The sequence below is a fragment of the Sphingomonas silueang genome (assembly GCF_040049155.1).
GTDB classification, from domain to species: Bacteria; Pseudomonadota; Alphaproteobacteria; order Sphingomonadales; family Sphingomonadaceae; genus Sphingomonas; species Sphingomonas silueang.
This window is the reverse complement of sequence record NZ_JBDZDK010000008.1, coordinates 12,468-37,131: the sequence shown is the minus strand read 5'-3', so window position 1 is coordinate 37,131 and position 24,664 is coordinate 12,468. Positions and strand designations below refer to the sequence as shown.

Genomic DNA, 24,664 nt, shown 5'->3' with positions numbered 1-24,664 from the left:
TGATGTGATTTAGTCGGTCAAGACAAAATTTCTGGCGAATGGAGGTACTTATTCGGCAATCGTTTGCCGTTACCGCTAACCGTGCGGCGCGACCGGCATTCAGTCGCGCTTGAACAGGCTGCCGAGATCGGGGGAATATTGCGCGTGCAGCGGCAGCAGCCCGGCACCGATCGCCGCCGCATGCGCGCCGAGCGACCCCGCGCGCAGTTCGGGCGTGAAGAAGTCCGGCGGCGCGTCGTTCGTCAGGTTGAGCGCCACCGATTCGGCGATCCGCGCCAGTTCGGCGGCGTCCAGCGCGCCGTCGAGGATCACCGCCTCTAGGTCGAGCAGACTGTTCGCGCCGGTGATCGCGAAGGCCAGCGCCTCGGCGCAGCGCGCGCGCCATGCGTCCAGCGCTTCGGGCGTCGTCGCCCGGTCGCGGTCGTAGAGCGATGCGTGATGGATCAGCGAGTCGCGGCGGCCGTCGGCGACCACCGGCATCGACGCCAGCGCCCCGGCATTGCCGTGCCGCCCCTGCACCACCTGCCCCCCCAGCACCAGCCCGCCGCCGACGAAGGTGCCGAGGTTGATGAGCAGGAAATTCTGGAGATCCACCCCCGCCCCGCACAGCAGATGCGCCAGCGTCGCGGCATTGCCGTCGTTGTCGAAGAAGCTCGGCCAAGCCAGCCCGGCGCGCAGCCGGTCGGCGACGTCGGCGCGGCGCCATTCCTCCGCCTGCACCTCGGAAATGCCCAGTTCGTCGCGCCATTCGCCGAGGAACCACGGCATCGCGATGCCGATGCCGAGGAAGGTGCGCGAATCGAGCAGCGAGGCGTGCGCCAGTTGCTCCTGCAGGAAACGGTCGATCCGCTGCACCGCTGCATCGATCGTCGGAAAGCCGCCGGTGTCGCATTGCACCGCCTGCTGCCGCCCGTCGAAATCGAGCAGCACCAGCGTCATCGCCGCCCGCCCGATCTCCACGCCGACGGTATAGCCGCGCGTGCCGTTGATGCGATAGACGGTGGCGGGCTGGCCCATCCCCCCGGTGCGCTTTTCCGCCTGGAACAGCAGGCCCTCGCTCTCCAGCTCGTCGATGATCCGCACCACCGCCTGCGGCGACAGGCCGGTGACGCGCGCCAGTTCGGCCTTGGACCCGCCGTTCATCCGCCGGATCGCCGACAGGATCAGCCGCTCGTTATACCGCCGCATGCCGCTGGCGTTCGTGCCCTTGCGCACCATCTGCATCTGGCGATCCGCTCCCGTCCGATCCTTGCGTTCTTGGCTTGGGCTTACACGCTATCGCCAGCAATTACAGGGTGTTTGCCGGAAACCGGTGTGGCGCGAACGGCATCGCCGGTCGTGGGCAGGCGGCACGGTCGGCCGGCGCTATTCCCAGCTGAGGATCAGGCGGCCGCTGGCGGGTACGCGATAATCGATGCGGTCGTCGGTAACGGCCTCCGGCTCGATCCGTTCGCCCGCCCCGGTCGCAAGGCTGCTGTCGGTCAGCCTGCGGCGTTTCAGGCGGACGAGCCGCAGCGCGGCGGTCCGGGTCGCGCCGCCGTCGAGCTGGATCGACAGGGCGCGGTCGCCGATCCGTTCGACCGCGCGCCACAGCTGGTCGCAATACAGGCGGAACGGAGCACCTTCGACATGATGGAACGCACGCGAGGCGAAGATGAACGCCGCGCCCGCGCCGTACACCTCCTGCCCCACCTGCCCGGCGGGCTGACCGTCGGGATAGAGATCCTCGAGCGGAAAGGAGAGCGCGCGGTCGACATGGCCGTTCGCCTCGCGCTGCTTGGTGGCGATCGCGTCCGGCGGCAGCGCGTCGGGGTAATAATACCACGCCCGCGACAGGGCATAGCGGCAATATTCGCCGACCAGCATCCGCGCCTCGGGCTCGAGGTCGGGGCCGCCGTCGTTCAGATACTGCTCGAACGCGAGGAAGCTGTCGAAACATTCGTACATCGCCATGTACGGCGCGTCCTGCAGGCAGGTGACGGCCAGGAACGTCTCGTACTGCTCGGCATGGCCGAGCCGGCTGTCCCACAGCACCGCATTGTGCAGGAAGCTGGCGAGATAGACGTAGCTCTGTTCGAGATAGACGTCGCGGTTGGTGATCCGCCACAGCCGCATGCAGGCGGCGGCGCCCCATGCGGTCAGGTTCGCCTGATAATTGACGTTGAAGCGCAGCCCCATCGCCGCGCCGATCGCGGCGCGCGCTTCGTCCAGATACGTCTTGTCGTCGGTCAGCTCGAACGCCTGGAGCATGACCCAGGCATAGATGCCGCCGACATCGGTCTGTCCGCGTCCGTCGACCTCCGCCTCCTCGGTGATGACCGAGAAGTCGACGACATGGTACTGGATCGGCCAGCGATAGTCGAAGTGCCGCGCCGCCTTCACCGCATAGCCGATCGAGTCGAGGAACAGCGCCCGCGCCTGCCGCTCGCCCTTCAGCGCGAGCGTGCCGAGGTTGAGCAGCGGGTGATAGAGGTACCAGCTGTCGACCGCGTCGGCGTCCTTGTCCTTGCCGACATTGGGCAGGTAGCGGCGCAGCGTGCCAAGGTCGGGATCGAAGAACTTGCGCAGGCCCGCCTTCAGTTCCCGCTCCAGCGGATGGGGCTGCCCACGCCATTCGCCCCATTGGTGGAGTGCGGTGACGACCGACATCTGTACCATGATGTCGGGATATTCGGCACCGGTATAGGGGTGGACGTAGCGATGCCCGTAATGGCGGATCGTCGCCGCGGGCGCGGTGGCGAGATCGTGCGCGGCGCGTTCCGCCCGGTCCGCCCAGTCGCGATAGGCGACCGGCGGCAGTTCGAGCAGGTCGTACACCGCCGCCAGCATCTGCACGAACTGCCGCGCCGATTCGCGTTCGTGCGGGGGCGCCGCATGGCGGAAGACGAGGATCTGGTCGGACAGCGTGACCCGCTCGCCCGCCGCCAGCGATACCTCGCCCGGATCGGCCCTGGCCGACGGGGTCGGCAGCGCATAGCCGAGTTCGGGCCAGGTGCCGCCGACGCTTTCGCGCGGGGTCGTGCCGGTCGCACGGTAATAGGCGTTCGATGCGGTCAGGTTCTGGACATAGAGCACGTTGCCGAACGCGGGCCGGTCGATCCGGAAATAGAGCAGTCCGGTGTTGATGCCGCGTTGCGACGCCTCGACCACGCCGGTCGCCCGCAACGGATCGTCGCCGCGCCCCAGCGGATAGAGATCGCGCGGCGCAAAGGGCAGCACGGTCGCGCGCGCAGGGGTGAAGTCGGTGACGATCCGCAGCCGCTCCAGCGCGGCGCGATCGGCACGGAACGACAGCACATGCTCGCCGATCGCGCCGGTCAGGCGCAGCCGCGCAGCTTCGCCGGGCTCCGGCGGCACGACATCGCACGCGAAGGGCGCAGGCACATAGGCGGCGCGCACGGCAAGGCCCCCGCCGCGTGCCCGCCGGACCACCGCGAACACCGAATCGGCACTCGCATGCAGCGCCACGCACAATTCGCCGACGACGAACTCGACGAGCGGCGACGGATCGTCGCGCAGCAGGTCGCGCAACGCCAGCAGGTGCGGGCTGACGGCCGGTGCCTCGGCGGTTGCCATCTGGTCCATCATTCCCTCGACGGTTCAAGGATATGGCTACCCCGCGTAACGCGATCCGGCGAAAGCGGGTTCCGGAAAATGCCGATATAGCAACCATTTGCCAGTCCATGCCGGGAAGATCGTCCCGCCCAGTCGCCGGTGCGCGCCGCTCGGTCTCGCCGACCTCCCCCAATCGCCGGACGCCCGTCGCCGACCCGTAATTGGACAATGATCAATTATACGCCTACATCGCGGTCATGGGACGTCGATCCGATCACAGCCGCGCCGAACTGGAAGAACTGATCCTCTCGACCGGATCGGCGCTGGTCGCCGAATCCGGGCTGGGCGGCTTTTCGGCGCGCGAGGTGGCGCGGCGGATCGGCTATTCGATCGGGACGATCCATAATGTGTTCGGCACCGCCGACCGGCTGATCGCGGCGATCAACACGCGCAGCTTCGCGGCATGGGCGATGTCGCTGCGCGCGCGCCTCGATGCGGTCGGGCCGGAGGGCGACCGGATCGCGGCGCTGGTGGACGGGTATTTCGGCTTCGCCCGCGCGCACCCGCATCTGTGGAGCGCGATCTTCGATCACCGCCTGCCCCCCGAAGGCGGGCTGAGCGAGGCGGACGAGACCGGGCGCGGCCTGCTGACCCGCATCGTGATCGAGGAGATCGCCCGCGCGACGGGATGCGAAGCCGACGCGGCGACCGGCGCGCTCGCCCGCTCGCTGATCGCGACCGTTCACGGCCACTGCGCCTTCGCCATCAGCGGCGCATGGGCGCTGATGGGCGAGGCGGACCCCGAAGCGGCGGCACTGGCGCGCGTGCGCGAGGCGATCGCGGCTAGGTCGAATGGAACCGCGCGACGAGGCTGAAGCCGCTGCCGGGGAAAATCTGTCGCACGTGCGTGATCGCCTGCCCGGCCTGCCACGTGCGCCGCTCCAGCGTCAGGCAGGGCACGCCGGGCGCGGTGTCGAGATAGACCGCATCCTCGCCCGCAAGGTTGGCGAGGATGCGGTTCTCCGCCTCGGTCCAGGGAATGTTGGCGATCAGCCAGGTACCGGGCGGCTCGACCGCGAAATCGACCCCGCGCGCGGCGGGCACGGCGCGCAGGTTGATGAGCCGGTGCTCCACCGCGAACGGCTCCTCGCCCGCCAGATGGCGGCAGACGAGTTGCAGCACGTCCGCGCCCGCCGGAGCGTCGATCGCCACGGCGGCGCTGCGCGACTTGCGCACGATGGAGCGCGAGAGCAGTTCGAGGCGATAGACCGCGCCCCGCCCCTCGATCTCGGCGCGGATGTCGGGGATGGCGAGCGCGGCCATGTCGACGCGCTGCGGCGCGACGAACGACCCGGCGCGGCGGCGGCGCTCGATCAGGCCCGCGTTCGACAGCGCGGTCAGCGCCTTGTTCACGGTCATCCGCGAACAGTCGTAGCGCACCATGAGTTCATGCTCGAACGGGATGCGGTCGCCGGGCTTGAGTTCGCCCGCCATGATCTGCCGCTCGATCTCGCTGCGAATACGGCTGTGCAGGCTGGCGGCCTGCGCGCCGATCATCTCATTCTCCCCCCATCAGCCGGTGCAGCGCCGGTCGGTACCGCGCCAGTACCGCGTCCCGCGCGACGTGCCGCCCCTGTCTAACGACCGCCGCGCCGCGACGCCAGACGCAGTCGATCGCGGCGGCCCCGGCGGCGAAGATCCAGCCGTCGAGCACCGCGTCGCCCTCCCGCCCGCCGATCGCGGGATGACCGGGCGCGAGCGACACCAGATCGGCGGATGCGCCGGGGCAGATGCCCGCACCGGCTACCCCCAGCGCCTGTACCCCGCCGCGCAGGCTGTGGTCGAACAGCGTCCGGCCGGTGGACGCGCCGGGTTGCGCCAGCACGTTGCGTTCGCGCCGCACCAGCCGCTGGCCATATTCGAGCAGCCTGAGTTCGCCCGCGACGTCGATCGAGACGTTGGAATCGGTGCCGATGCCGAACCGCCCGCCCGCCGCGACGAACGCGGCCGCCGGAAAGATGCCGTCGCCCAGATTCGCCTCGGTGATCGGGCACAGCCCCACCGTCGCGCCGCTGGCGACGATGCCGTCGATCTCTTGCGGAGTGACATGCGTGGCATGGATCAGGCACCAGCGTTCGTCGATTCCCGCCTCGTCCAGCAGCCATTGCACCGGGCGCCTGCCGCTCCATGCTATACAGTCTTCCACCTCCTTCACCTGTTCGGCGACATGGATGTGGATCGGGGCGGCGGGCCGGAGCGCGGTCACGGCGGCGAGCATGGCGGGGGGTGCCGCGCGCAGGCTGTGCGGGGCGATGCCGACGACCGCGTCAGGCAGCCCGGCGGTCGCCGTCTCGGTCGCGTCGAGCAGGCGGGCGAAGCCGTCGACCGAGGAGACGAAGCGGCGCTGCGGATCGGACGGGGGCTGCCCGCCGAAGCCCGCCGCGGCATAGAAGACCGGCAGCAGCGTCAGGCCGATGCCGGTCGCCGCCGCCGCCTGCGCGATCGCCCGCGCCATCGCGGCGGGATCGGCATGGGCCTTGCCGCCCGGCGCGTGATGGACATAGTGAAACTCGCCGCAGCGGGTGTAGCCCGCCTCCAGCATCTCGACGAAGGCGAGTTCCGCCACCGCCTGCATCGTCTCCGGGTCGAGCGCATGGGCGAAGCGGTACATCAGGTCGCGCCACGTCCAGAAGCTGTCCGCCGTCTGCCCGCGCCGTTCGGTCAGCCCCGCCATCGCGCGCTGGAATGCGTGGCTGTGGACGTTGTGCTGGCCGGGCAGCGCGACCGCGTGCCGCTCGTCGCCCGGCTCCGGCGCGCTGCCGGGCAGCACCGCCGCGATCCGGCCGTGCGCGACCCGGATGCGCACGTCGCGCGCCCAGCCGTCGGGCAGCAGTGCCTGTTCAAACCACAAATCCGTCACCCGCCGATCCTTTCGCGACCCGCCCGGATTTTCGCTTGCCGAGCGTGAAATGTATAGACATAAAACGCGGCATGCCACGGAAACGCCCTGCATGATCCGCTGCGACCGCCTCTGGCGCGACGCCCGCCTTGCGACGCTTGTCGGCGAAGGGCTCGGCATCGTCGAGGACGGGGTGGTCGCCGCCCGCGACGGGCGGATCGTCCATGCCGGGCCGCGCGCCGACGCGCCGCGGTTCGACGCGGACGAGACGATCGGATGCGACGGGCGGTGGATCACGCCGGGGCTGGTCGATTGCCACACCCATCTGGTCTATGCGGGCAACCGCGCGCACGAGTTCGAGCTGCGCCTCGCCGGGGCGAGCTACGAGGAAATCGCCCGCGCCGGCGGCGGCATTGCGTCCACGGTCGCGGCGGTCCGGGCGGCGGACGAGGCCGGGCTGTTCGCCGAGGCCATGCCGCGCCTCGACGCCTTGCTGGCCGAAGGGGTCACGACCGTCGAGATCAAGTCCGGCTATGGCCTGACGCTGGCGGACGAGGCGAAGATGCTGCGCGTCGCCCGGCGGCTGGGGCAGGAACGGGCGGTGCGGGTCCGCACCACCTTACTCGGCGCGCATGCCGTGCCGCCAGAATGGCGCGACGATCCCGACGGCTATGTCGATCAGGTCGCGGCGACGATGCTCCCCGCCGTCGCCGAGGCGGGCCTCGCCGATGCGGTAGATGCGTTCTGCGAGGGGATCGGCTTTTCGGCGGAGCAGGTCGAGCGGGTGTTCGCCGCCGCCCGCCGCGCGGGCCTGCCGGTCAAGCTGCACGCCGAACAGCTCAGCAATCTGGGCGGTGCCGCCATGGCCGCCCGCCACGGCGCGCTGTCGGCGGATCATCTGGAATATGCCGATGCGGCGGCGATCGCGGCGATGGCGGCGTCGGGGACGGTCGCGGTCCTGCTGCCCGGTGCCTATTATTTCACGCGCGAGGAGCGGCTGCCGCCGGTCGCGGCGCTCCGCGCGGCAGGCGTGCCGATCGCGCTGGCGACCGACTGCAATCCCGGCACGTCCCCCCTCACCTCGCCGCTGCTGGCGATGAACATGGCGGCGACGCTGTTCCGGCTGACGGTCGACGAATGCCTTGCGGGCGTGACGCGCGAAGGCGCGCGTGCGCTGGGGCTGGCGGACGAGATCGGCACGATCGAGGCGGGCAAGCGCTGCGATCTGGCGGTGTGGGACATCGATCGTCCGGCGGAGCTGGTCTACCGGATCGGGGCCAACCCGCTCCACATGCGCGTCTATGGGGGTCTGGATGCAGGTTGAGATGGTGCCGGGCGCAGTGTCGCTGGCGCAGTGGCGCGCGATCTATCGCGGGGCCGGGGCGACGCTCGATCCCGCGTGCCTGCCGGGCGTCCGCGCGGCGGCGGCGACGATCGCGGCGATCGTGGCGAAGGGCGCGCCGGTCTATGGCGTGAACACCGGCTTCGGCAAGCTCGCCTCGATCCGGATCGAGGCGGGCGACGTGGCGGCACTCCAGCGCAACATCGTACTGAGCCACGCGGCGGGTACCGGCGCGGCGACGCCCGCCCCGGTCGTGCGGCTGATGCTGGCGCTGAAGCTCGCCAGCCTCGGGCGCGGCGCATCGGGCATCCGCGAGGAGACGCTGGCGCTGCTCGAAGCGATGCTGGCGCATGACGTGCTGCCGGTGGTGCCCGAACAGGGATCGGTCGGCGCGTCGGGCGACCTCGCGCCGCTGTCGCACATGGCGGCGGCGATGATCGGCGTCGGCGAGGTACTGGTCGCGGGCGAACGCATGCCCGCTGCGCAGGGGCTGGCACGGGCCGGGCTTGCCCCGGTGACGCTGGCGGCGAAGGAGGGCCTCGCGCTGCTCAACGGCACGCAATTCTCGACCGCGCAGGCGCTGGCCGGGCTGTTCGATGCCGAGCGGGTCTTCGCCGCCGCGCTGGTGACCGGCGCGCTGTCGGTGGAGGCGGCGCGCGGGTCCGACACGCCGTTCGACCCGCGCATCCACGCGCTGCGCGGCCATGCCGGGCAAAGCGAGGTCGCCGACGCGCTGGCCGCGCTGATGGCCGGATCGGCGATCCGCCAGTCGCACCGCATCGACGACCCGCGCGTGCAGGACCCCTATTGCCTGCGCTGCCAGCCGCAGGTGATGGGCGCGGCGCTGGACGTGCTGCGCCAGGCGGCGGCGACGCTGGCGATCGAGGCGAACAGCGTCAGCGACAATCCGCTGGTGTTCAGCGACACCGGCGAGGTGCTGTCCGGCGGCAATTTCCATGCCGAGCCGGTCGCCTTCGCCGCCGACATGATCGCGATGGCGATCTGCGAGATCGGGTCGCTGTCCGAACGACGCACCGCGATGCTGGTCGATCCTGCGCTGTCGGGGCTGCCCGCGTTCCTGACGCCGCGTCCGGGGCTGAACTCGGGCTTCATGATCCCGCAGGTGACCGCCGCCGCGCTGGTCAGCGAGAACAAGCAGCGCGCCTATCCGGCCAGCGTCGATTCGATCCCGACCTCCGCGAACCAGGAGGATCATGTGTCGATGGCGGCGCATGGCGCGCGGCGGCTCGCCCCCATGGCCGCCAATGCCGCATCGGTCGTCGCGATCGAGGCATTGGCGGCGGCGCAGGGCTGCGATTTCCATGCGCCGACCGTGTCGAGCCCCGCGCTGGAGGCGGTGCGCGCAGTGATCCGGCAGGCCGTGCCCGCGCTGGACGAGGATCGCTATTTCCATCCCGACATGCTCGCCGCGGAAGCGCTGGTGCGCTCGGGGGCGCTGGCGGAGGGCTGCGGCCTGACGCTGCCGGGGGTCGCGGCGTGAGCGGGTTCGTGCGGGTGACGCGCGGCGATGCGCCGCTGGTGCTGGGCATCCCCCATGCGGGCACCGACATTCCGGCGGACCTCGAGGGGCGCTTCGTGTCGCCGTGGCTGGCGCGCAAGGACGCCGACTGGTGGATCGACCGGCTCTATGCCTTCGCCGCCGATCTCGGCGCGACGATCGTCGCCACGCCGGTGTCGCGCAGCGTCATCGACTGCAACCGCGATCCGGGCGGCGCGTCGCTCTATCCGGGGCAGGCGACGACCGAGCTGTGCCCGACGACGACCTTCGACGGCGAGCCGCTGTACCGCGCGGACGAGGCTCCCGACGCGGGCGAGATCGCCGCGCGGCGGACGGCGTTCTTCGATCCCTATCACGCCGCCCTTGCAGGCGAGATCGCGCGGTTGCGCGACCGGCACCCCCGCGTGGTGCTCTACGACTGTCATTCGATCCGCAGCCGGGTGCCGCGCCTGTTCGACGGCGAACTGCCGCAGTTCAACATCGGCACAGACGGCGGGCGCACCTGCGATCCGGCGCTGCGCGACCGGGTCGCCCGCATCTGTGCCGACAGCGGCGACAGCCTCGTCGTCGACGGGCGGTTCCGCGGTGGCTGGACGACGCGCCATTATGGCCGCCCGGCGACCGGCGTGCACGCGATCCAGATGGAACTCGCCATGCGCGGCTATCTCGACGAACCGGCGGCGGTCGGCGCGGACAACTGGCCCGCCCCGCTCGCCCCGACCCGTGCGGCCCGGCTGACCGATACCCTCCTGCCGGTGCTGCGCGCCTGCCTCGATTTCGCAAAGGACGCCTGAGTGAACGACCGCCTCGACAACCGCCGCCGCATCCGAGCCCCGCACGGTCGCGACCTGACCGCGCGAAGCTGGCAGACCGAGGCGGCGCTGCGGATGCTGATGAACAACCTCGATGCCGAGGTCGCCGAGCGCCCTGAGGAACTCGTCGTCTATGGCGGGATCGGGCGCGCGGCGCGCAACTGGCCCGCCTATGACGCGATCGTCGCGGCGCTGACCCGGCTCGATAACGACCAGACGCTGCTCGTCCAGTCGGGCAAGCCGGTGGGCGTGTTCCGCACCCATGCCGATGCGCCGCGCGTGCTGCTCGCCAACTCCAACCTCGTGCCGCACTGGGCGAATTGGGAGACGTTCCACGAACTCGATCGCGCCGGGTTGATGATGTACGGCCAGATGACGGCGGGCAGCTGGATCTACATCGGCTCGCAGGGGATCGTGCAGGGCACCTATGAGACGTTCGTCGAGATGGCGCGCCGCCATTATGGCGGCGATGCGGCGGGCCGCTGGATCCTGACCGCGGGCCTCGGCGGCATGGGCGGCGCACAGCCGCTGGCGGCGGTGATGGCGGGCTTCTCGTGCCTCGCGATCGAATGCCAGCCGAGCCGGATCGAGATGCGGCTGCGCACCGGTTATCTGGATCGGCAGGCGGCGGACCTCGACGAGGCGCTGGCGATGCTGGAAGAGGCACGCGCGGCGGGCCAGCCGGTGTCGGTCGGGCTGCTCGGCAATGCCGCCGACCTGTTCGCCGAAATCCATGCACGCGGCATCCGCCCCGATGCCGTCACCGACCAGACCAGCGCGCACGATCCGGTCAACGGCTATCTGCCGCAGGGCTGGACGCTCGACCAGTGGCAGCAGGGGCGCGAGCGCGATCCGGCAGGCGTCGCCGCCGCCGCCCGCGCATCGATGGCGGTGCATGTCCGTGCGATGCTGGCGTTCTGGAAGGACGGGGTGCCGACTGTCGATTACGGCAACAACATCCGCCAGATGGCGCTGGAGGAAGGGGTGGCCGACGCCTTCGCCTTCCCCGGTTTCGTGCCCGCCTATATCCGGCCGCTGTTCTGTCGCGGGATCGGGCCGTTCCGCTGGGCGGCGCTGTCGGGCAATCCGGAGGATATCTACAAGACCGACGCGAAGGTGAAGGAGCTGCTGCCCGATCACCATGCGCTGCACCGCTGGCTCGACATGGCGCGCGACCGCATCCGCTTCCAGGGGCTGCCCGCGCGCATCTGCTGGGTGGGCCTCGGCGACCGGCATCGGCTGGGCCTCGCGTTCAACGAGATGGTGGCGAACGGCGAGCTCGACGCGCCGGTCGTGATCGGGCGCGATCACCTCGATTCCGGCTCGGTCGCATCGCCGAACCGCGAGACCGAGGCGATGCTCGACGGCTCCGATGCGGTCAGCGACTGGCCGCTGCTCAACGCGCTGCTCAACACCGCGAGCGGCGCGACGTGGGTTTCGCTGCATCACGGTGGCGGCGTCGGCATGGGCTTTTCGCAGCATTCGGGGATGGTCATCGTCGCCGACGGCACGGCCGAAGCCGCGCGGCGGCTGGAGCGGGTCCTGTGGAACGATCCGGCGACCGGCGTGATGCGCCACGCCGATGCGGGCTATGCCGACGCCGTCGCCTGCGCGCGCGAACAGGGCCTCGACCTGCCGGGCATCACCGGCTGAGCGCCGCCCCGCTCCGCCGCGCCGCCGATCGCGTCGCGACCCCGTGGCGCAACGGTGCCGGGGTGACGGCGCAGGTCGCGGCGGGCGACGGCTGGCGGGTCAGCATCGCGACGCTGGACCGCGACGCGCCCTTTTCGCGCTTCGACGGCCATGACCGCACATTGGTGCTGCTCGACGGGGCGATCACGCTGGTCGGCATCGGCTGGAGCCAGGCACTGGCGGCGGGGGACAGCATCGCCTTCCCCGGCGACGAGGCGATCACCGCGACGGTCGCGGTACCGGCGCATGCGCTCAACGTCATGTCGCGGCACGATCGCTGGACCCATGCTGTGCGGCGCGTGGCGGCACCGCGCGTCCTCGAACCGGGCGAGATCGCGCTCGTTCTGGGCGGCGATGTCCGGGTCGACGGGGAGCGTGCCGCCCGGCTGGATGCCGTCATCGGCCCGGCCCGGATCGCGGGGAGCGGGCAACTCCTCGCGATCCGGTTCGCGGCTCAGAAGCGGTAGTTGAGCGACACGGCATAGCGCCGCCCGAGCAGGTCGTAGGCCGCCACCGCGTCATAGGGGAACGGCGGCGCGACATCGAACAGGTTGGTGACGGCAAGGCGGAACGTCGCCTTCTCCCCCACCCGCTGCGTCAGGCCGAGGTTGAACAGCCACTGGTCGTCCAGCTCGAGGATGTCGCGGCTGTCGGCGTTGAACAGCATGTCGTACTTCGCCTTGCCGGTGTAATTGCCCTGCACGTTAATGCCGAAGCCGTCGTCGCCGACGAAGGCGAGGTTGAACTGGCCGCTGTATTTCGGCGTGCCGATCTCGCCCGCCTGCGGATCGACGGTCACGCCGTTGTTCGACGATTCGAGCGTATCGAGGTAGAACAGGCTGCCGCTGAGGTTCACCCGGCCCGGAACCCCGATCTCCTGTAGCGGCACGGCATAGTCGAGCTGCACCGTCAGCCCCTTGAACTCGATATAGTCGCCGTTGACGAATCCGGTGCGGATGCCCGGATTGGCGGGATCGGACACGATCTGGCCGTTGGTATTGGCATTGCCGCTGCGGATGCGGGTGAACTGGGTGCAGAAGCTGTTGCCCGCATCGGGGTTCGACTGGTCGAACGACGGGTTGTCGTAGCAGCCTTCCGCGATGTTCGCGGCGGTGAGCGAGGCGATGTTGCCCGTCACCCGGATGCGGTTCCAGTCGACCGCCATCTGGAAGCGCGGCACGAAGGCGGGCCGCAACAGCACGCCGAAGGTATAGCTGTTCGCCACCTCGTTGCGCAGCGTCGGGTTGCCGCCGGTCCGCCCCGGCACCGCCGAGGTGCGCGCCAGCGAATCGAACGTCGCGCCGTTGATGCCGTACGCCTGGAAGAAGGCGTTGCAGTTGCGCTGCCGCACGGTCGGGTTGGCGCCGCTGGCGATGTTGGCGCGGTCGCACGGATCGGGGAAGAACGATCCGGCATTGGTCTGCGGCGTGAACAGCTCGACGATCGACGGTGCGCGCAGCGAGCGGGTATAGTTGCCGCGGAACTCGATGCCGGACACCGGCTGGTAGCGACCGCCGCCGGTATAGGTCCAGAAGCCGCCGTTCACCGAATTGTCGACATAGCGCCCGCGCCCCTCGACCGTCAGGCTGCGGATCAGCGGCACGTTGTTGTCCGGCGCGACCAGCGGCAGCAGCAGCTCGCCGAACGCCTCGTCGGTGTTGAAGCTGCCCTGGTTGCCGACGATCGCGGCGGCGCGCCCGCGCCCGGCGATCTGGAACGGATCGGGGGTGAACCGCCCGTATTCGCGGCGATGCTCATAGCCGAGGTTGAAGCCGACATTGCCCGACCACAGCCGCACCAGCTCCGACGAGCCGAAGTTGATGTTGTACACCTCCTGCTCGATCACCGACCGCGCGGTGGTGCGATAGTTGACATAGGCGACCGCGCCCGGATCGAGCCGCCCCGGCCCGAACGGGTCGAGCGCGACGCAGGCCGCATCCGCCACCGGCCGGACGCCGCCCGGCGCGGCGTTGACGACCGGCGTGGCGTTGCAGTTGTTGATCGCGTTGACGAACTTCTGCTGGTCCAGCAGGATCTGGTGGAAGAAGCCTTCGGTCCGCCCGTAATTGGCCGATGCCTCGAAGGTGAAGCGCTTGCCGAACGCATCGAAGTCGCCGCTCAGCCCCGCGACGCCGCGATACACGTCGGTTTCCGAACTCGCCGCGCCGTTGGTGATGTCGACGAAATCGCGCGACAGCAGGAAGTTGGTGACGCCATAGCCCTGCAACACGGTACGCGCCTGGGCACCCAGCCGGGGATCGTTGACGTTGAAGGTCAGCGCGCCGTTCGCCCCGCCGAACAGCGGCGAGTTGTAGACCGGCTGGTCGATCACTTCCCGGCCGACGCCGTGGTAGTAGTTGCCCTCGACGAACGCGCGCACATTGGGGGTGATTTCGTAATCGGCGACGAGATTGGCGGTGTAGCGCTCCAGATCGTTGATGAGCGGGCGGGTGGTGGTCAGGTCGAAGCCGTCGCCGCCGCTGCCATAGGTGTTGCCGAACGGCGATCCCTGATCGAACAGCACGATGTTGCCCGCCGCGTCGAACTGGAGCCGGTTGGCCCCGCGCGTTCCGAAGCCCGGCACGTTGCCGTTGCTGATGCCCGACACCGAATTGATCGGCAGGATCAGCCCGGCGGTCGATTCGGAGAAGATGCGGGTGTTGCGGATCAGCACCGTATTGGGGATGCCGTCCGCCGGACCGCCGTTGAACGGCACGCTGCCGTTGACGCGGCCGTCGGTCGCGGGGGTGCGGCCGGGGAACTGGTTCGCCGCCGCCGTCGCGGTGGGATTGGTCTGGAAGGTCAGCGACTCCCGCGCCCGCGCGCGATCGACCACGCGCAACCCGTCGCTGCGATCATAGGAACCGCCGAGCAGCACATGCCCGCGCCCGCCGCCGAAGGCCAAGCCCGCGATGCCGGAGAAATTGAGGCGGAAATTGTCGCCCCGGTCGGAGATGCCGGAGAGCCCCTGCAACTCGACACCCTCGAAGTTGCGCTTCAATATGACGTTGATGGTGCCCGCGATCGCATCCGAGCCATAGGTCGGCGCGCCGCCGATCGACACATTCTCGATCCGGTCGATCATCAGCGGGTTGATGACGTTCAGATCGACCTGCAACCCCGCGGGATTGCCCAGCACGGTCGGCGCGTTGGTCGAGACGAAGCGGCGGCCGTTGACCAGCGTCAGCGTGCGCGCGGTGCCCAGCCCGAACTTGTTCACGAAATTCTGGCTGACGCCGTAGCTGCTCTGCCCGCCCTCGGCGGACTGCGGCACGCCGAAGCCGGGCTGCTCGTTCAGCGCGTCGGCGACGTTGGTCAGGCCGCGCACGCCCAGATACTCGTTGGTGATGACGGTGGTGGGTTCGAGCGAATCATAGTCGGGGCGGCGGATGCGCGATCCGGTGACGACGATCTCGCCCGCGGGCGCCGCGCCCTCGTCGGCACCGGCCCCGGCGACGCCGGTCAGCGGCTTGGCCTGATCGTCGGCGGGCGTCGCCGCCGCCGTGCCGGTCGGCGCGGTCTGCGCGGCGGCCGTGACGGGCATCAACGCCAGCGAACCGGCAAGCGCGGTCGCACTCAGAAGACGGTGGAGCATATCGATTCCCTTTTTGGTTTTGCGATACACCTCCTGCGGTTGCGACCTCGTCGGGCAGAACCTCGCGAGCCGCTATTTGTATAGACAAATCTGCCATGTTCGTTCGTCTGTTGCAAGCCGTTGTCGGCGCGCGCACGACAATTTCAGTGACGGCGTATTTCCCGCTGCTATCCTGACAAAAAATACGCCCGGATGCTTTTTTGTATAGACATTTAATCCGGGGTCGCGAACATTGTCGCCAGCAATGCCACCGTGGGGGACACGACGCATGAAGGGAAATATCCGCCCGATCGCCGGACTGGTCGCGCGCTGCGCCGCACCGCTGGTCCTGACGCTGATCGCCCTGCCCTCGGTCGCGGCGGACGCGCCGCCGTTCGTGATGAACGAGGAGGTACGCACCCAGGTACGCGCGCTGCGCGGCATCGCGCTGTCCCCCGACGGTCGTCAGGTGCTGACCGCCATTACCGAGACGACGGCGGACGGCGGACTGCCGCACCTGTGGCTGCTCGGCCCCGGCGCGAAGCCGCGGCAGCTGACCTTCCGCACCGGCGAGCGCGGCGAGCTGGACGGCAGCTTCGCCTCCGACCGCACGATCCTGTTCCTCGCCGCGCGCGAGGGTACGCGCTCGCTGTTCCGGCTGCCGCTCGACGGCGGCGAGCCCGAGCAGTTCCGCATCGGCAAGCCCGGCGGCACGCTGACCGCGCGCTGGGGCGGCCCGGCGGTAAGGAACGCCCTCACGATCGGCGGCTATGCGCTGTCGCCGGACGGAACGACGCTGGCGGTGTGGGCTGACGATCCCGAGCCCGATGCGGTCAAGGCGCGGCGCGAGCGCAAGGACGACGGCTATGCGCACGACATGCCCGACGACCGCACCCGGCTGTATCTGGTCAACCTCGCCGACGGCGCGGCGCGGGCGGTGCCGCTCGGCGGCGTGTTCGACTCGGTCGCATGGTCCTATGACGGGGCAGACCTGGTCGCCGTCACCGATCCGCATTCGGACGAGACCGGCCCCGACGCGCGCTTCTGGCGGGTCGACGCCCGCACGCTGGCGGCGACCGCGATCGACGTGCCGAAGACCGCCGAGAGCGTCACCTACCTCCCCGGCCGCACCCGGCTGGTCTATACCGACCAGTGCGTCGACGACACGCCGCCGCGCTGCAACGACCTGTTCGTCAAGGATCTGGCGAGCGGCACCGCGCGCAACCTGACGCGCGGCTTCGACGGCGACATTCCCTCCAGCTTCCATGTGCTGCCCGACGGCGATCTGGCGATGGCGATCGATGTGCACACCCGCACCCGCCTCGCACGGCTGTCCACCCGCACCGGCGCGGTCAGCTGGGTCGATTCGCCCGCTCCGGTCGCCTTCTCGCTCGTCACCAATCCGCGCCGGACCGCATGGGCCTATGCCGCGACCGGCCCGACGCAGCCGGTGACGGCGATGCTGATGCCCAAATGGGGCGGTACGGCGACCGCGCTGGCGGCCCCTGCCCTCGTGCCCGCGCGCTGGCCCGCGGTCCCCTCGCGCCTCGTGACGTGGCGGAACGAGGGGCAGACGATCGAGGCGCTGCTCTACATGCCCAAGGTAGCGGCGGGCACCCGCGTGCCGCTGGTCGTCAACATCCACGGCGGCCCGGCGGGGCGGTTCCAGGACGATTACAACAACCTTGTCCAGATGCTGGTGGCGGAGGGCTGGGCGGTGCTCCACCCCAATATCCGCGGCAGCAGCGGCTATGGCGCGAAGTTCCTTGCCGCCAACAAGAACGATCTCGGCGGCGCCGACTATCGCGACATCATGGCCGGGGTCGATGCGATGCTGCGCGAGCATCCGCTGGACCCGGACCGCATGGCGCTGATCGGCTACAGCTACGGCGGCGAGATGGCGGGGTTCGTCGTCGGGCGGACCGACCGGTTCAAGGCGATCGTGTCCGGCGCGCCGGTCATCGACCAGTTCAGCGAATATGGCACCGAACGCGGCAGCTTCTACGACCGCTGGTATTACGGCAAGCCGTGGCTGAACTTCGCCGACGCATGGCGGCAGAGCCCGTTGTCGACCGCCGGTGCCGCCAGGACGCCGTTCCTGCTGCTGCAGGGCGAGAAGGACGTCACCGACCCGCTGGGCCAGTCGCTGGAGATGTACCGCGCGCTGCGCCAGTCGAACGCGCCGGTCGCGCTGGTCGTCTATCCGCGCGAGGGGCATGGCGAGACGGGCGGCAACTTCCGCGCGATCGCCAGCCAGGAACCGTGGCACGGCGTCGACCTGCGGCGGCGGATGTTCGGCTTCCTGCGCGCGGCCTTCGCCGGCGAAGCGGACCCGCTCGCGCCGGCGCGTGCCGACCTGCCCTGACGACCTGCCGCACGATCGCCGCACGGGCCAAAGGTCCGGCGGCCCCACGGAGAGGACCAGACATCCACCGCCGCCGCACCCGCGCGCGGCGCCACAGGGGACATGTTCCATGCCAGCCGCCATCCTTCGCCTCAGCCGCCTCGCCCTCGCCTCCACCGCGCTGACGCTGGTCGCGCCCGCGCTGGCCGAACCGGTGCCGACCGCGACCAGCATCCTCGGCCATGAGCCCGGCGACGACCGCTATCTGGCGAATTACGAGGATTCGATCCGCTATTTCGAGGCGCTGGCCAAGGCGTCGGACCGGATCAAGCTGGTCACGTCGGGCAAGACGACCGAGGGGCGCACCTTCACCTATGCGATCATCTCCTCGCCCGAAAACGTCCGCAATTTCCAGCGCTATGCCGATATCTCGCGCAGGCTCGGCGACCCGCGCGGGCTGACCGATGCGCAGGCGAAGCAGCTCGCCGCCGACTCCAAGATCATCGTCCATATCGACGGCGGGATGCATGCGTCCGAGGTGGCCGACCACCAGCTGCCGCTCGCGCTCGCCTACAAGCTGCTGTCGGCGAAGGACGATGCGGAGGTCGATCGCATCCTGAACGACGTGATCCTCGTGCTCTGGCCGACGCTCAACCCGGACGGGCAGGACATGGTGGTCAAATGGTACCGCGACCATGTCGGCACGCCGTACGAGACCAGCCGGATGCCGTGGCTGTACCAGGAATATGTCGGGCACGACAACAACCGCGACGGCTATATGCTCAACATGATCGAGAGCCGGGTCGTGAACCGCGAGGAACAGACCTATTCGCCGGTCATCTGGTATTCGCAGCACCAGACGGCACCCTTCCCCGCGCGCATCTGGGTTCCGCCCTTCGCCGATCCGGTGTCGTCGAACATCAGCCCCTATATGCGGATCTGGACCAACGCCATCGGCACCAACATGATGACCCGCTTCGAGAAGGAGCAGAAGCCCGGCGCGATCGCGCAGGCGCGGTTCGACAACTGGTATCCGGGGTTCCTCGATTACATCCACGTCTTCCGCAACACGATCTCGTTCTTCACCGAGACGGCGCATGACAGCGCCACGCCCAAGACCTATGCCCTCGCCGATTTCCCCAAGCCGATGCGCGACCTGAAGGCGCAGATCATGTACCCCAATCCGTGGCGCGGCGGCGAATGGCACCTGAAGGACTCGGTCGACTATATGGTCACGGCATCGATGTCGGTGCTGGATACCGCGCAGAAATATCGCGAGGAACTGCTCTACAACCGCTATCAGGCCGGTCGCGACACGATCCGCCGCTACGCCGCCGACGGGCCGTCCGCCTATGTCATCCCGGCGGGACAGACGGACATGACCGAAGCCGCGAGCCTCGCGCAGCTGATGATCGACCACGGGCTCGACGTGCATCAGTTGCGCGCGCCCGCGACGATCGGCGGCACCGGCTATGCCGCGGGTTCGTTCGTGATCCCGACCGCCCAGCCCTTCGCCGGGCTGACCACCGAGCTGCTCGAGCCGCAGAAATACCCGGACGCGATCCTCGACGGCACCGGCAAGCCGGTCGACCTGCCCTATGACGTCACCGGATGGACGCTGCCGATGCAGATGGGCGTGCGCGTCGATCGCATCACCGCGCCGTTCGACCCTGCGGTGGCGGTAAAGGTCGCGAAGGCGGAGGCACCGGCCGGAACGGTCGTCGGCACGGGCAACACCTTCCTGCTCGACCGCCGGGTCAACGCCGCCTACCGCACGCTCAACCAGGCGCTGGCACTGGGCGCGAAGGCGCGGGTCGCGGCGGACGATAGGGTCGCGCTCAGCGGACTGACCCCGGCGCAGGCGACGAAGCTCGCCGCCGACAACCGCGTCACCCTCGTCGCGGCATCCGCACCGCCCGCCGGGGCCGGGGCGGTGCAGAAGGGCCGCGTGGCGCTCTATCGCCCATGGGGCTCGAACATCGACGAGGGCTGGACGCGCTGGCTGCTCGAACAATATGATTTCGCGCCGACCAGCCTCTACAATGCGGACGTGAAGAAGGGCGGCCTGTCGCGCTTCGACACCATCGTCCTGCCCGACATCGCGCCGCAGCGCGCCCCCGCCGCCGCGACGACCGACGCGGTGCCGCCCGGGACGCCGCCGCGCAGCGGATCGGTCGTGTCGCTGCTCAACGGGCTGAACGCGAAGGACTATCCGGCACCCTATGCGGGCGGGATCGGCGACGACGGCGCCGAACAGCTCAAGCGCTTCGTGCGCGACGGCGGTACGCTGGTGGCGCTCAACAATGCGTCCGACGCGGTGATCGACCTGTTCGACCTGCCGGTGACGAACGTGCTCAAGAATGCGTCGAGCGACACCTTCTTCTGCTCGGGCGCGCTGCTCGCGGTCGAGATGACGCCGGGCACGCGCGCGACGGCGGGGATGCCCGCCGACCCGATCGTGATGTTCGAGCGCGGCCCCGCCTTCGCACCCAAGCCGGGGTTCGAGGGCCGCATCCTCGCCGCCTATCCGAAGACCGGCAACCCCTTGCGCAGCGGCGTGCTCCTCCACCCGGAAGCCATCCAGGGCAAGGCCGCCGCGATGGAGGTCCGCTACGGCAAGGGAACGATCTACCTCTACGGCTTCAAGCCGCAGTGGCGCGCCCAGAGCCACGGCACCTACAAGCTGCTGTTCAACCCGCTGTACCGGGGGTGAAGGCTGCGGATGCGAATTGGCTGGGGCGGCAGGACCGTCACGCCAAGGTTTTAACCATCTATGTGCGTGTTTTCACGTCAGATCATCTGAGGCTCTTTAACTTTATAGCCATGCACTCGTCGCATGGAAAGGCAGCATTAAAAAAATCTGTGGCCGCCGGCGGCGGCCACGCGTCGACCGATCAAAAGCCCAGCCGGATCGACATGCCGGGCCGCACTGCCACCTCCGCCCTCAATCGCGCTACAAGGTCCGCCGCGTCGACGGCAGGCCAGTGCCGCAACTGCCGCGCGACGACCGCGAAGTCGCCTGGCGTCAGCCCTTCCACGGTCCGGAGGCAGTCCGGCGCAGGCTCGCCGAAGAACCGCTGGAAGGCGGCGGCGACACGCTCGGCCCGTAGCGGTTTCAGCCGCAGCTTGAAGACGAACCGCCGCAATGTCGCCGGGTCCAGCCCCGCCTCATGGTTCGTCGCAGCGACCACCGGCAACGGATGCAGATCGAGCCACGTCAGCAGTTCGTTGACCTGCCCCACCTCCCAACTGGTCCGCGCCGTACTGCGGTCGAACAGCAGCGAATCCGCCTCGTCGAACAGCAGCACCGCCTCACGCCGCCGCGCCTCGGCAAAGGCATCGGCGATCTGCGCCTCGGTCTCGCCTACCCATTTGGACAGCAGGTCGGACGCACGCTTGACCAGCAGCGGCCGGTCGAGCGCCCGTGCCAGATGGTGCGCGAAGGCGGTCTTGCCGGTGCCCGGCGGACCCGTCAGTAGCAGCGACACGTCGCTTGCCCCGCCATCTGCCATGGCCGCGAATAGGCGATCGACCGGCCGATCGGTTTCAAACAGGTCGAGGTCGAACGCCGCCGGGCCGGGCGGTGGCAGCGTACCACCCCGCAGTGCCCGCACCAGCGCCTCGGCTGCGACGGTGCCGCCATCTTCTTCACCGGCCAGTTTACCCGCACGCGCCGCCATCCGCAGAACCGTCGCTGCCTCTGGTGCGGCGTCGAGCAACGTGGCGAAGGCAGGGCCGGGCGACACCCGCTCCTCCCGCGCCACCCGGTCGAGCATCGCCGCTGCCGCCGCCCGCGATGGCAGGTCGAGCCGCAGCACGAAGCTCATCCGCCGCAGGATCGCCGCATCGACATTGCCGATCGCGTTGGTTGTCCAGATCACCGGCACCGGGTTGGCCTCCAGCAGCCGGTTGACGAAGACCTTGCTTCCCTCGCGCCGACTGAACCAGTCGCCGCCCGCGGACGGACTGGCATCGCCGATCAGGTCCTCCATCTCGTCGAACAGCAGCACCGCCGGCTTCCGTCCGCCGAGCAGACGCTGCGCCAATGCCAGCGCCGCGACGCGTTCCCAACGGCGGGGTTCCTCGCCGTCCTCGTCCGCCTCACCCACACCGTGCAACACCGCGCCTGCTGCCGCCGCCAGCGTACGCGCGAGTTCGGTCTTGCCGGTGCCCGGCGGGCCGTAGATCAGGATGTTGACCCCCGCCGCCGCCTCGCCCAGCGCACCGCGCAGCAGGCGGACGAGGAAGTCGATCGGTTCGACATGCGCAAAGGCGTCGAGCCCCAGCGTGGCCGCCTCCCGCCGACCGACCAGCGTATCGAGCATCGCCTCTTCGCTCGCCGGAGCCCGGTCGAGCAGACGTTGCAAGGTCCAGCGGATCTCGACATCCGCCTCACCCTCACGGGTTGCCGTGAAGCTGGCCAGGCCCAGCCGCGTGACCGCACCCCGCCGCGCCGCGCGGTCCGCGTCCTCCGCACCCGCCCCGGCCATCTCGCCGAGGAGTTGCGGCAGGTCATGCCCGTGACGGCTGAGCAATCGCGCCAGGGCACCGACGCGCGGCAGTCGGTCGCACGCGACCATCAGGCGCAGCAGCCCCGCATCGATCGACGACAATCCCAGCAACCGCGCCAGCGTGCCCGCCAGTTCGAGCGCCTCCGCCCGCACCGGTCCCCCGCGCGGAGCAGTGAGACAGGCGAGCAGGGTTTCCCAGTTCCATTCGCCTTCCATGTCGGGCAGCAGCCAGGGCCGATGAGGCTCCGCCCATTCCAGCAGCGCTTTGGCGAGCGGTGCCGTGGCTGGCAACGCGCCCGCCGTCCGGAGCATCAGGCCCCGAACGATATCCAGTTCGTCCATGTCGTATCCACGCGTCTCTCAGGCCGACGGCGCAAGCGCGCGCGTCGACGTCATTCCTTTCGAAAGGGTGAGGTGCGGCGGGGGCGGATGCCGGCCCGCCGCGAACGTCGTGGGACGTTTACGCGAAAGGCCGGAGACCGCCGACCCGTGCACCGCAATAGGCGGCAAGGTCGAACACAGCATGTCTCCGTATGGCCCGCCGGTTGGTGCGGGCTCGCAGGGTAGATAGCAGAAAGTCGTTACGCTCGCAATCCGTCAGCCAATCGTCACCGCATGCGCCCCTCCCGCCTGTTGCTCGAATCGGGTGCGTCGCCCTGTAAGGCGCTCGATCACCGTCGCCGCTGTGCGGGCATGCTCGCTCGGCTCGACAGTGGTGAATACGCCCCCGCCCGCCAAGGCCATCGGCAACGGCAACTGGTCGGCGAGATACGGTCCGGCAAAAGCCTCGCACGCCAGATAGCCGCGCATCCGCCCCACCGCCTTCTTCGCGACCCGCTCCGCGGTCACGCCCAGTTGCGCGAAACCACTGACGATCTCGGTGACATGCTCGAACTGTGCCTCCAGCAACAGGATGTTGCCCGGCCCCTGGTCGACAGGCAGTTCGCGCATGAAGCATTCGCGCTCCGACCAGTTGAACGCCTTGCGAATCAGTGCGATCTCGCGTTCGGCGATCGACATGGGCAACCCGGCAAGCAAAGCGCAGGCCGACACGCCCACCGCTTCGCCGCGGGCCAGGCATTCGATAGGCTGGAGCGGGCCGGGGGTCATATCCACCTCGATCCGCCCGCCGCCACGTGGGTGGAAACCGTGCCGGACCAGCCGCGTCTCGACCTGCCCGCCCATCCGCCGGACGATGGGCAGGAAGCAGCGCTCGACGAACTCGAACGGCGGAGCGAGCATGTTGTGGGTGCCGCCCTCCAGCACCAGCCGCGACAGACCGTCAGCGAGCAGCAACGGCATCAGCACCGTCTGCAACACCAGTCCCGTCGATCCCGCCGTTCCGACCGAAAAGCGATAGTCGCCGGCCGTCACGCGGCCGGGACGAAATGTCAGCTCGGATGACCCGACGATCAGCCCCTCGCACGTGGCACTGCCGATCGCACACGCCGCCTCGACCGCGGTGATATGCTGACGCATCAACCCCGGCTTCGACCGCTTGGCGCGGACGTTGGTGATGCGGACCGGCTCCCCGGTGACGAGCGACAGCGCGCACGCATTGCGTACGACCTGTCCCCCGCCCTCTCCTTCCGCTCCATCAATCTCGATCATGTGTTCACCAGATGCAGGAATAGCGCCTCGGCCCGCTCGCGTGAGCGCGGACCGACGGGGCCGCCCCGCACCTCGTCGGCGCGAGTCAGCTCATCGCGGATCAGCGCGTCGAGCGCAGGGATGCGCGCGGTATTGCTCCGCTCGTTGCTCCGCCCCTTCGCAGCCACCAGCGCGGTGATGTCGTCCATCAGGCCGTTCGACAGGTCCACGGCATCGACCAGCGATTGCAGATCCATCGGCGGGCGGCGTTTCCCCTCACGCCGCAACCAGCGGATCGCGAGCGCCGGACGCAGCGCGTAGAAATACTTCTTCACCGGCACTGCGCCATCACCGTCCAGCCACCGATCGGCCGCGTTCCGCCCTAGACTGGCGTAATGATAGGCCAGCGATCGGGCATCAATCACGCTATCGGCCAAGGCCGAGAGATCGCTGACGATCTCGTCGTCGGACCGATAGCGGATCGGGCTTTCGATCCACTCGCTGACCACGGCGTTCGACCTCAGCAACAAGCCCAGCGCCTTGCGGATGTCCCAGCCGCTCAGATCAATGTCATCGACGATCGGCGCCTCGATCACATCGCGGCCGGGCGTCAGTGACAGATACCAGTCGCGCGGCCGGACATAGATGAAGCGAACATCGTAATCGCTGTCGGGCGAGGGAAAACCCCACGCCCGCGAACCGGACTCGACCGTGAGCAGCAGGCGCACGCCCTCCTTCGCCTCGACGGCGGCCAGTCGGCTCTCGATGTCGCTACGGATCGCCGGGGCGATCGCGTCCTTGTGGAGGATAGTCATCAGAAATTCCT

Annotated in this window: 16 protein-coding genes; 8 read left to right on the top strand and 8 right to left on the bottom strand. The window is 69.3% G+C overall.

The genetic code is table 11. The features are described from left to right. Positions 1–99: 99 nt before the first annotated feature. Both ABLE43_RS09815 and ABLE43_RS09810 read right to left on the bottom strand, forming a co-directional pair. Positions 100–1,224, bottom strand: a complete 1,125-nt coding sequence (locus tag ABLE43_RS09815) for an ROK family transcriptional regulator (protein WP_348978317.1) — start codon at positions 1,222–1,224, stop codon at positions 100–102. 141 nt (positions 1,225–1,365) lie between these two features. Beyond that, entirely contained in the window at positions 1,366–3,585 is a 2,220-nt protein-coding gene (locus ABLE43_RS09810) for a hypothetical protein (protein ID WP_348978316.1), read from the bottom strand. 227 nt (positions 3,586–3,812) lie between these two features. On the opposite strand from ABLE43_RS09810, the gene ABLE43_RS09805 reads away from it, so the two are divergent. Beyond that, positions 3,813–4,430, top strand: a complete 618-nt coding sequence (locus ABLE43_RS09805) for a TetR/AcrR family transcriptional regulator (protein ID WP_348978315.1) — start codon at positions 3,813–3,815, stop codon at positions 4,428–4,430. Here ABLE43_RS09805 and ABLE43_RS09800 read toward each other — a convergent pair. Together ABLE43_RS09800 and ABLE43_RS09795 are read right to left on the bottom strand one after the other, a co-directional pair. Continuing rightward, positions 4,399–5,112 carry a histidine utilization transcriptional repressor HutC gene (locus tag ABLE43_RS09800; RefSeq protein ID WP_348978314.1) on the bottom strand — a complete coding sequence of 238 codons (714 nt, stop codon included), beginning with the start codon at positions 5,110–5,112 and terminating at the stop codon, positions 4,399–4,401. The genes ABLE43_RS09805 and ABLE43_RS09800 overlap by 32 nt on opposite strands. Position 5,113: 1 nt before the next feature. Beyond that, positions 5,114–6,475, bottom strand: coding sequence for a formimidoylglutamate deiminase (locus ABLE43_RS09795; protein WP_348978313.1), 1,362 nt, complete (start codon positions 6,473–6,475; stop codon positions 5,114–5,116). 94 nt (positions 6,476–6,569) lie between these two features. On the opposite strand from ABLE43_RS09795, the gene hutI reads away from it, so the two are divergent. Genes hutI through ABLE43_RS09770 form a run of 5 tightly spaced genes read left to right on the top strand, consistent with a single transcriptional unit; the run spans position 6,570 to position 12,286 of the window. Then, positions 6,570–7,778 (top strand): imidazolonepropionase, encoded by a 1,209-nt coding sequence (gene hutI / locus ABLE43_RS09790; RefSeq protein ID WP_348978423.1) that lies wholly within the window; start codon positions 6,570–6,572, stop codon positions 7,776–7,778. Then, positions 7,768–9,297: a histidine ammonia-lyase gene (gene hutH / locus ABLE43_RS09785; RefSeq protein WP_348978312.1), complete on the top strand. Its 1,530-nt coding sequence runs from the start codon at positions 7,768–7,770 to the stop codon at positions 9,295–9,297. Before hutI ends, hutH begins: the two co-directional genes overlap by 11 nt. After that, positions 9,294–10,109, top strand: coding sequence for an N-formylglutamate deformylase (hutG, locus tag ABLE43_RS09780; protein ID WP_348978311.1), 816 nt, complete (start codon positions 9,294–9,296; stop codon positions 10,107–10,109). Before hutH ends, hutG begins: the two co-directional genes overlap by 4 nt. Beyond that, positions 10,110–11,780 carry a urocanate hydratase gene (hutU, locus tag ABLE43_RS09775; RefSeq protein ID WP_348978310.1) on the top strand — a complete coding sequence of 557 codons (1,671 nt, stop codon included), beginning with the start codon at positions 10,110–10,112 and terminating at the stop codon, positions 11,778–11,780. Next, a complete protein-coding gene (locus ABLE43_RS09770) occupies positions 11,672–12,286 on the top strand; it encodes a HutD/Ves family protein (RefSeq protein ID WP_348978309.1) in 615 nt (204 codons plus the stop codon). The genes hutU and ABLE43_RS09770 overlap by 109 nt, the downstream gene beginning before the upstream one ends. Here ABLE43_RS09770 and ABLE43_RS09765 read toward each other — a convergent pair. Next, on the bottom strand, positions 12,274–15,414 hold the full coding sequence (locus tag ABLE43_RS09765) for a TonB-dependent receptor domain-containing protein (RefSeq protein WP_348978308.1): 3,141 nt from the start codon (positions 15,412–15,414) through the stop codon (positions 12,274–12,276). The genes ABLE43_RS09770 and ABLE43_RS09765 overlap by 13 nt on opposite strands. 268 nt (positions 15,415–15,682) lie before the next feature. Here ABLE43_RS09765 and ABLE43_RS09760 point away from each other — a divergent pair, with 268 nt between their 5' ends. Both ABLE43_RS09760 and ABLE43_RS09755 read left to right on the top strand, forming a co-directional pair. Next, positions 15,683–17,758: a prolyl oligopeptidase family serine peptidase gene (locus tag ABLE43_RS09760; protein ID WP_348978307.1), complete on the top strand. Its 2,076-nt coding sequence runs from the start codon at positions 15,683–15,685 to the stop codon at positions 17,756–17,758. 109 nt (positions 17,759–17,867) lie between these two features. Then, positions 17,868–20,450, top strand: coding sequence for a M14 family metallopeptidase (locus tag ABLE43_RS09755; RefSeq protein WP_348978306.1), 2,583 nt, complete (start codon positions 17,868–17,870; stop codon positions 20,448–20,450). Between the two features lie 181 nt (positions 20,451–20,631). Here the strand turns inward: ABLE43_RS09755 and ABLE43_RS09750 are convergent, their stop codons facing one another. The 3 genes from ABLE43_RS09750 to ABLE43_RS09740 all read right to left on the bottom strand — a co-directional run bounded on the left by ABLE43_RS09750 (position 20,632) and on the right by ABLE43_RS09740 (position 24,653). Beyond that, positions 20,632–22,590, bottom strand: a complete 1,959-nt coding sequence (locus tag ABLE43_RS09750) for an AAA family ATPase (protein WP_348978305.1) — start codon at positions 22,588–22,590, stop codon at positions 20,632–20,634. 255 nt (positions 22,591–22,845) lie between these two features. Then, positions 22,846–23,859, bottom strand: a complete 1,014-nt coding sequence (gene rtcA, locus ABLE43_RS09745) for an RNA 3'-terminal phosphate cyclase (RefSeq protein ID WP_348978304.1) — start codon at positions 23,857–23,859, stop codon at positions 22,846–22,848. Continuing rightward, positions 23,856–24,653, bottom strand: a complete 798-nt coding sequence (locus ABLE43_RS09740) for a nucleotidyltransferase domain-containing protein (protein ID WP_348978303.1) — start codon at positions 24,651–24,653, stop codon at positions 23,856–23,858. The genes rtcA and ABLE43_RS09740 overlap by 4 nt, the downstream gene beginning before the upstream one ends. Positions 24,654–24,664: the final 11 nt, after the last annotated feature.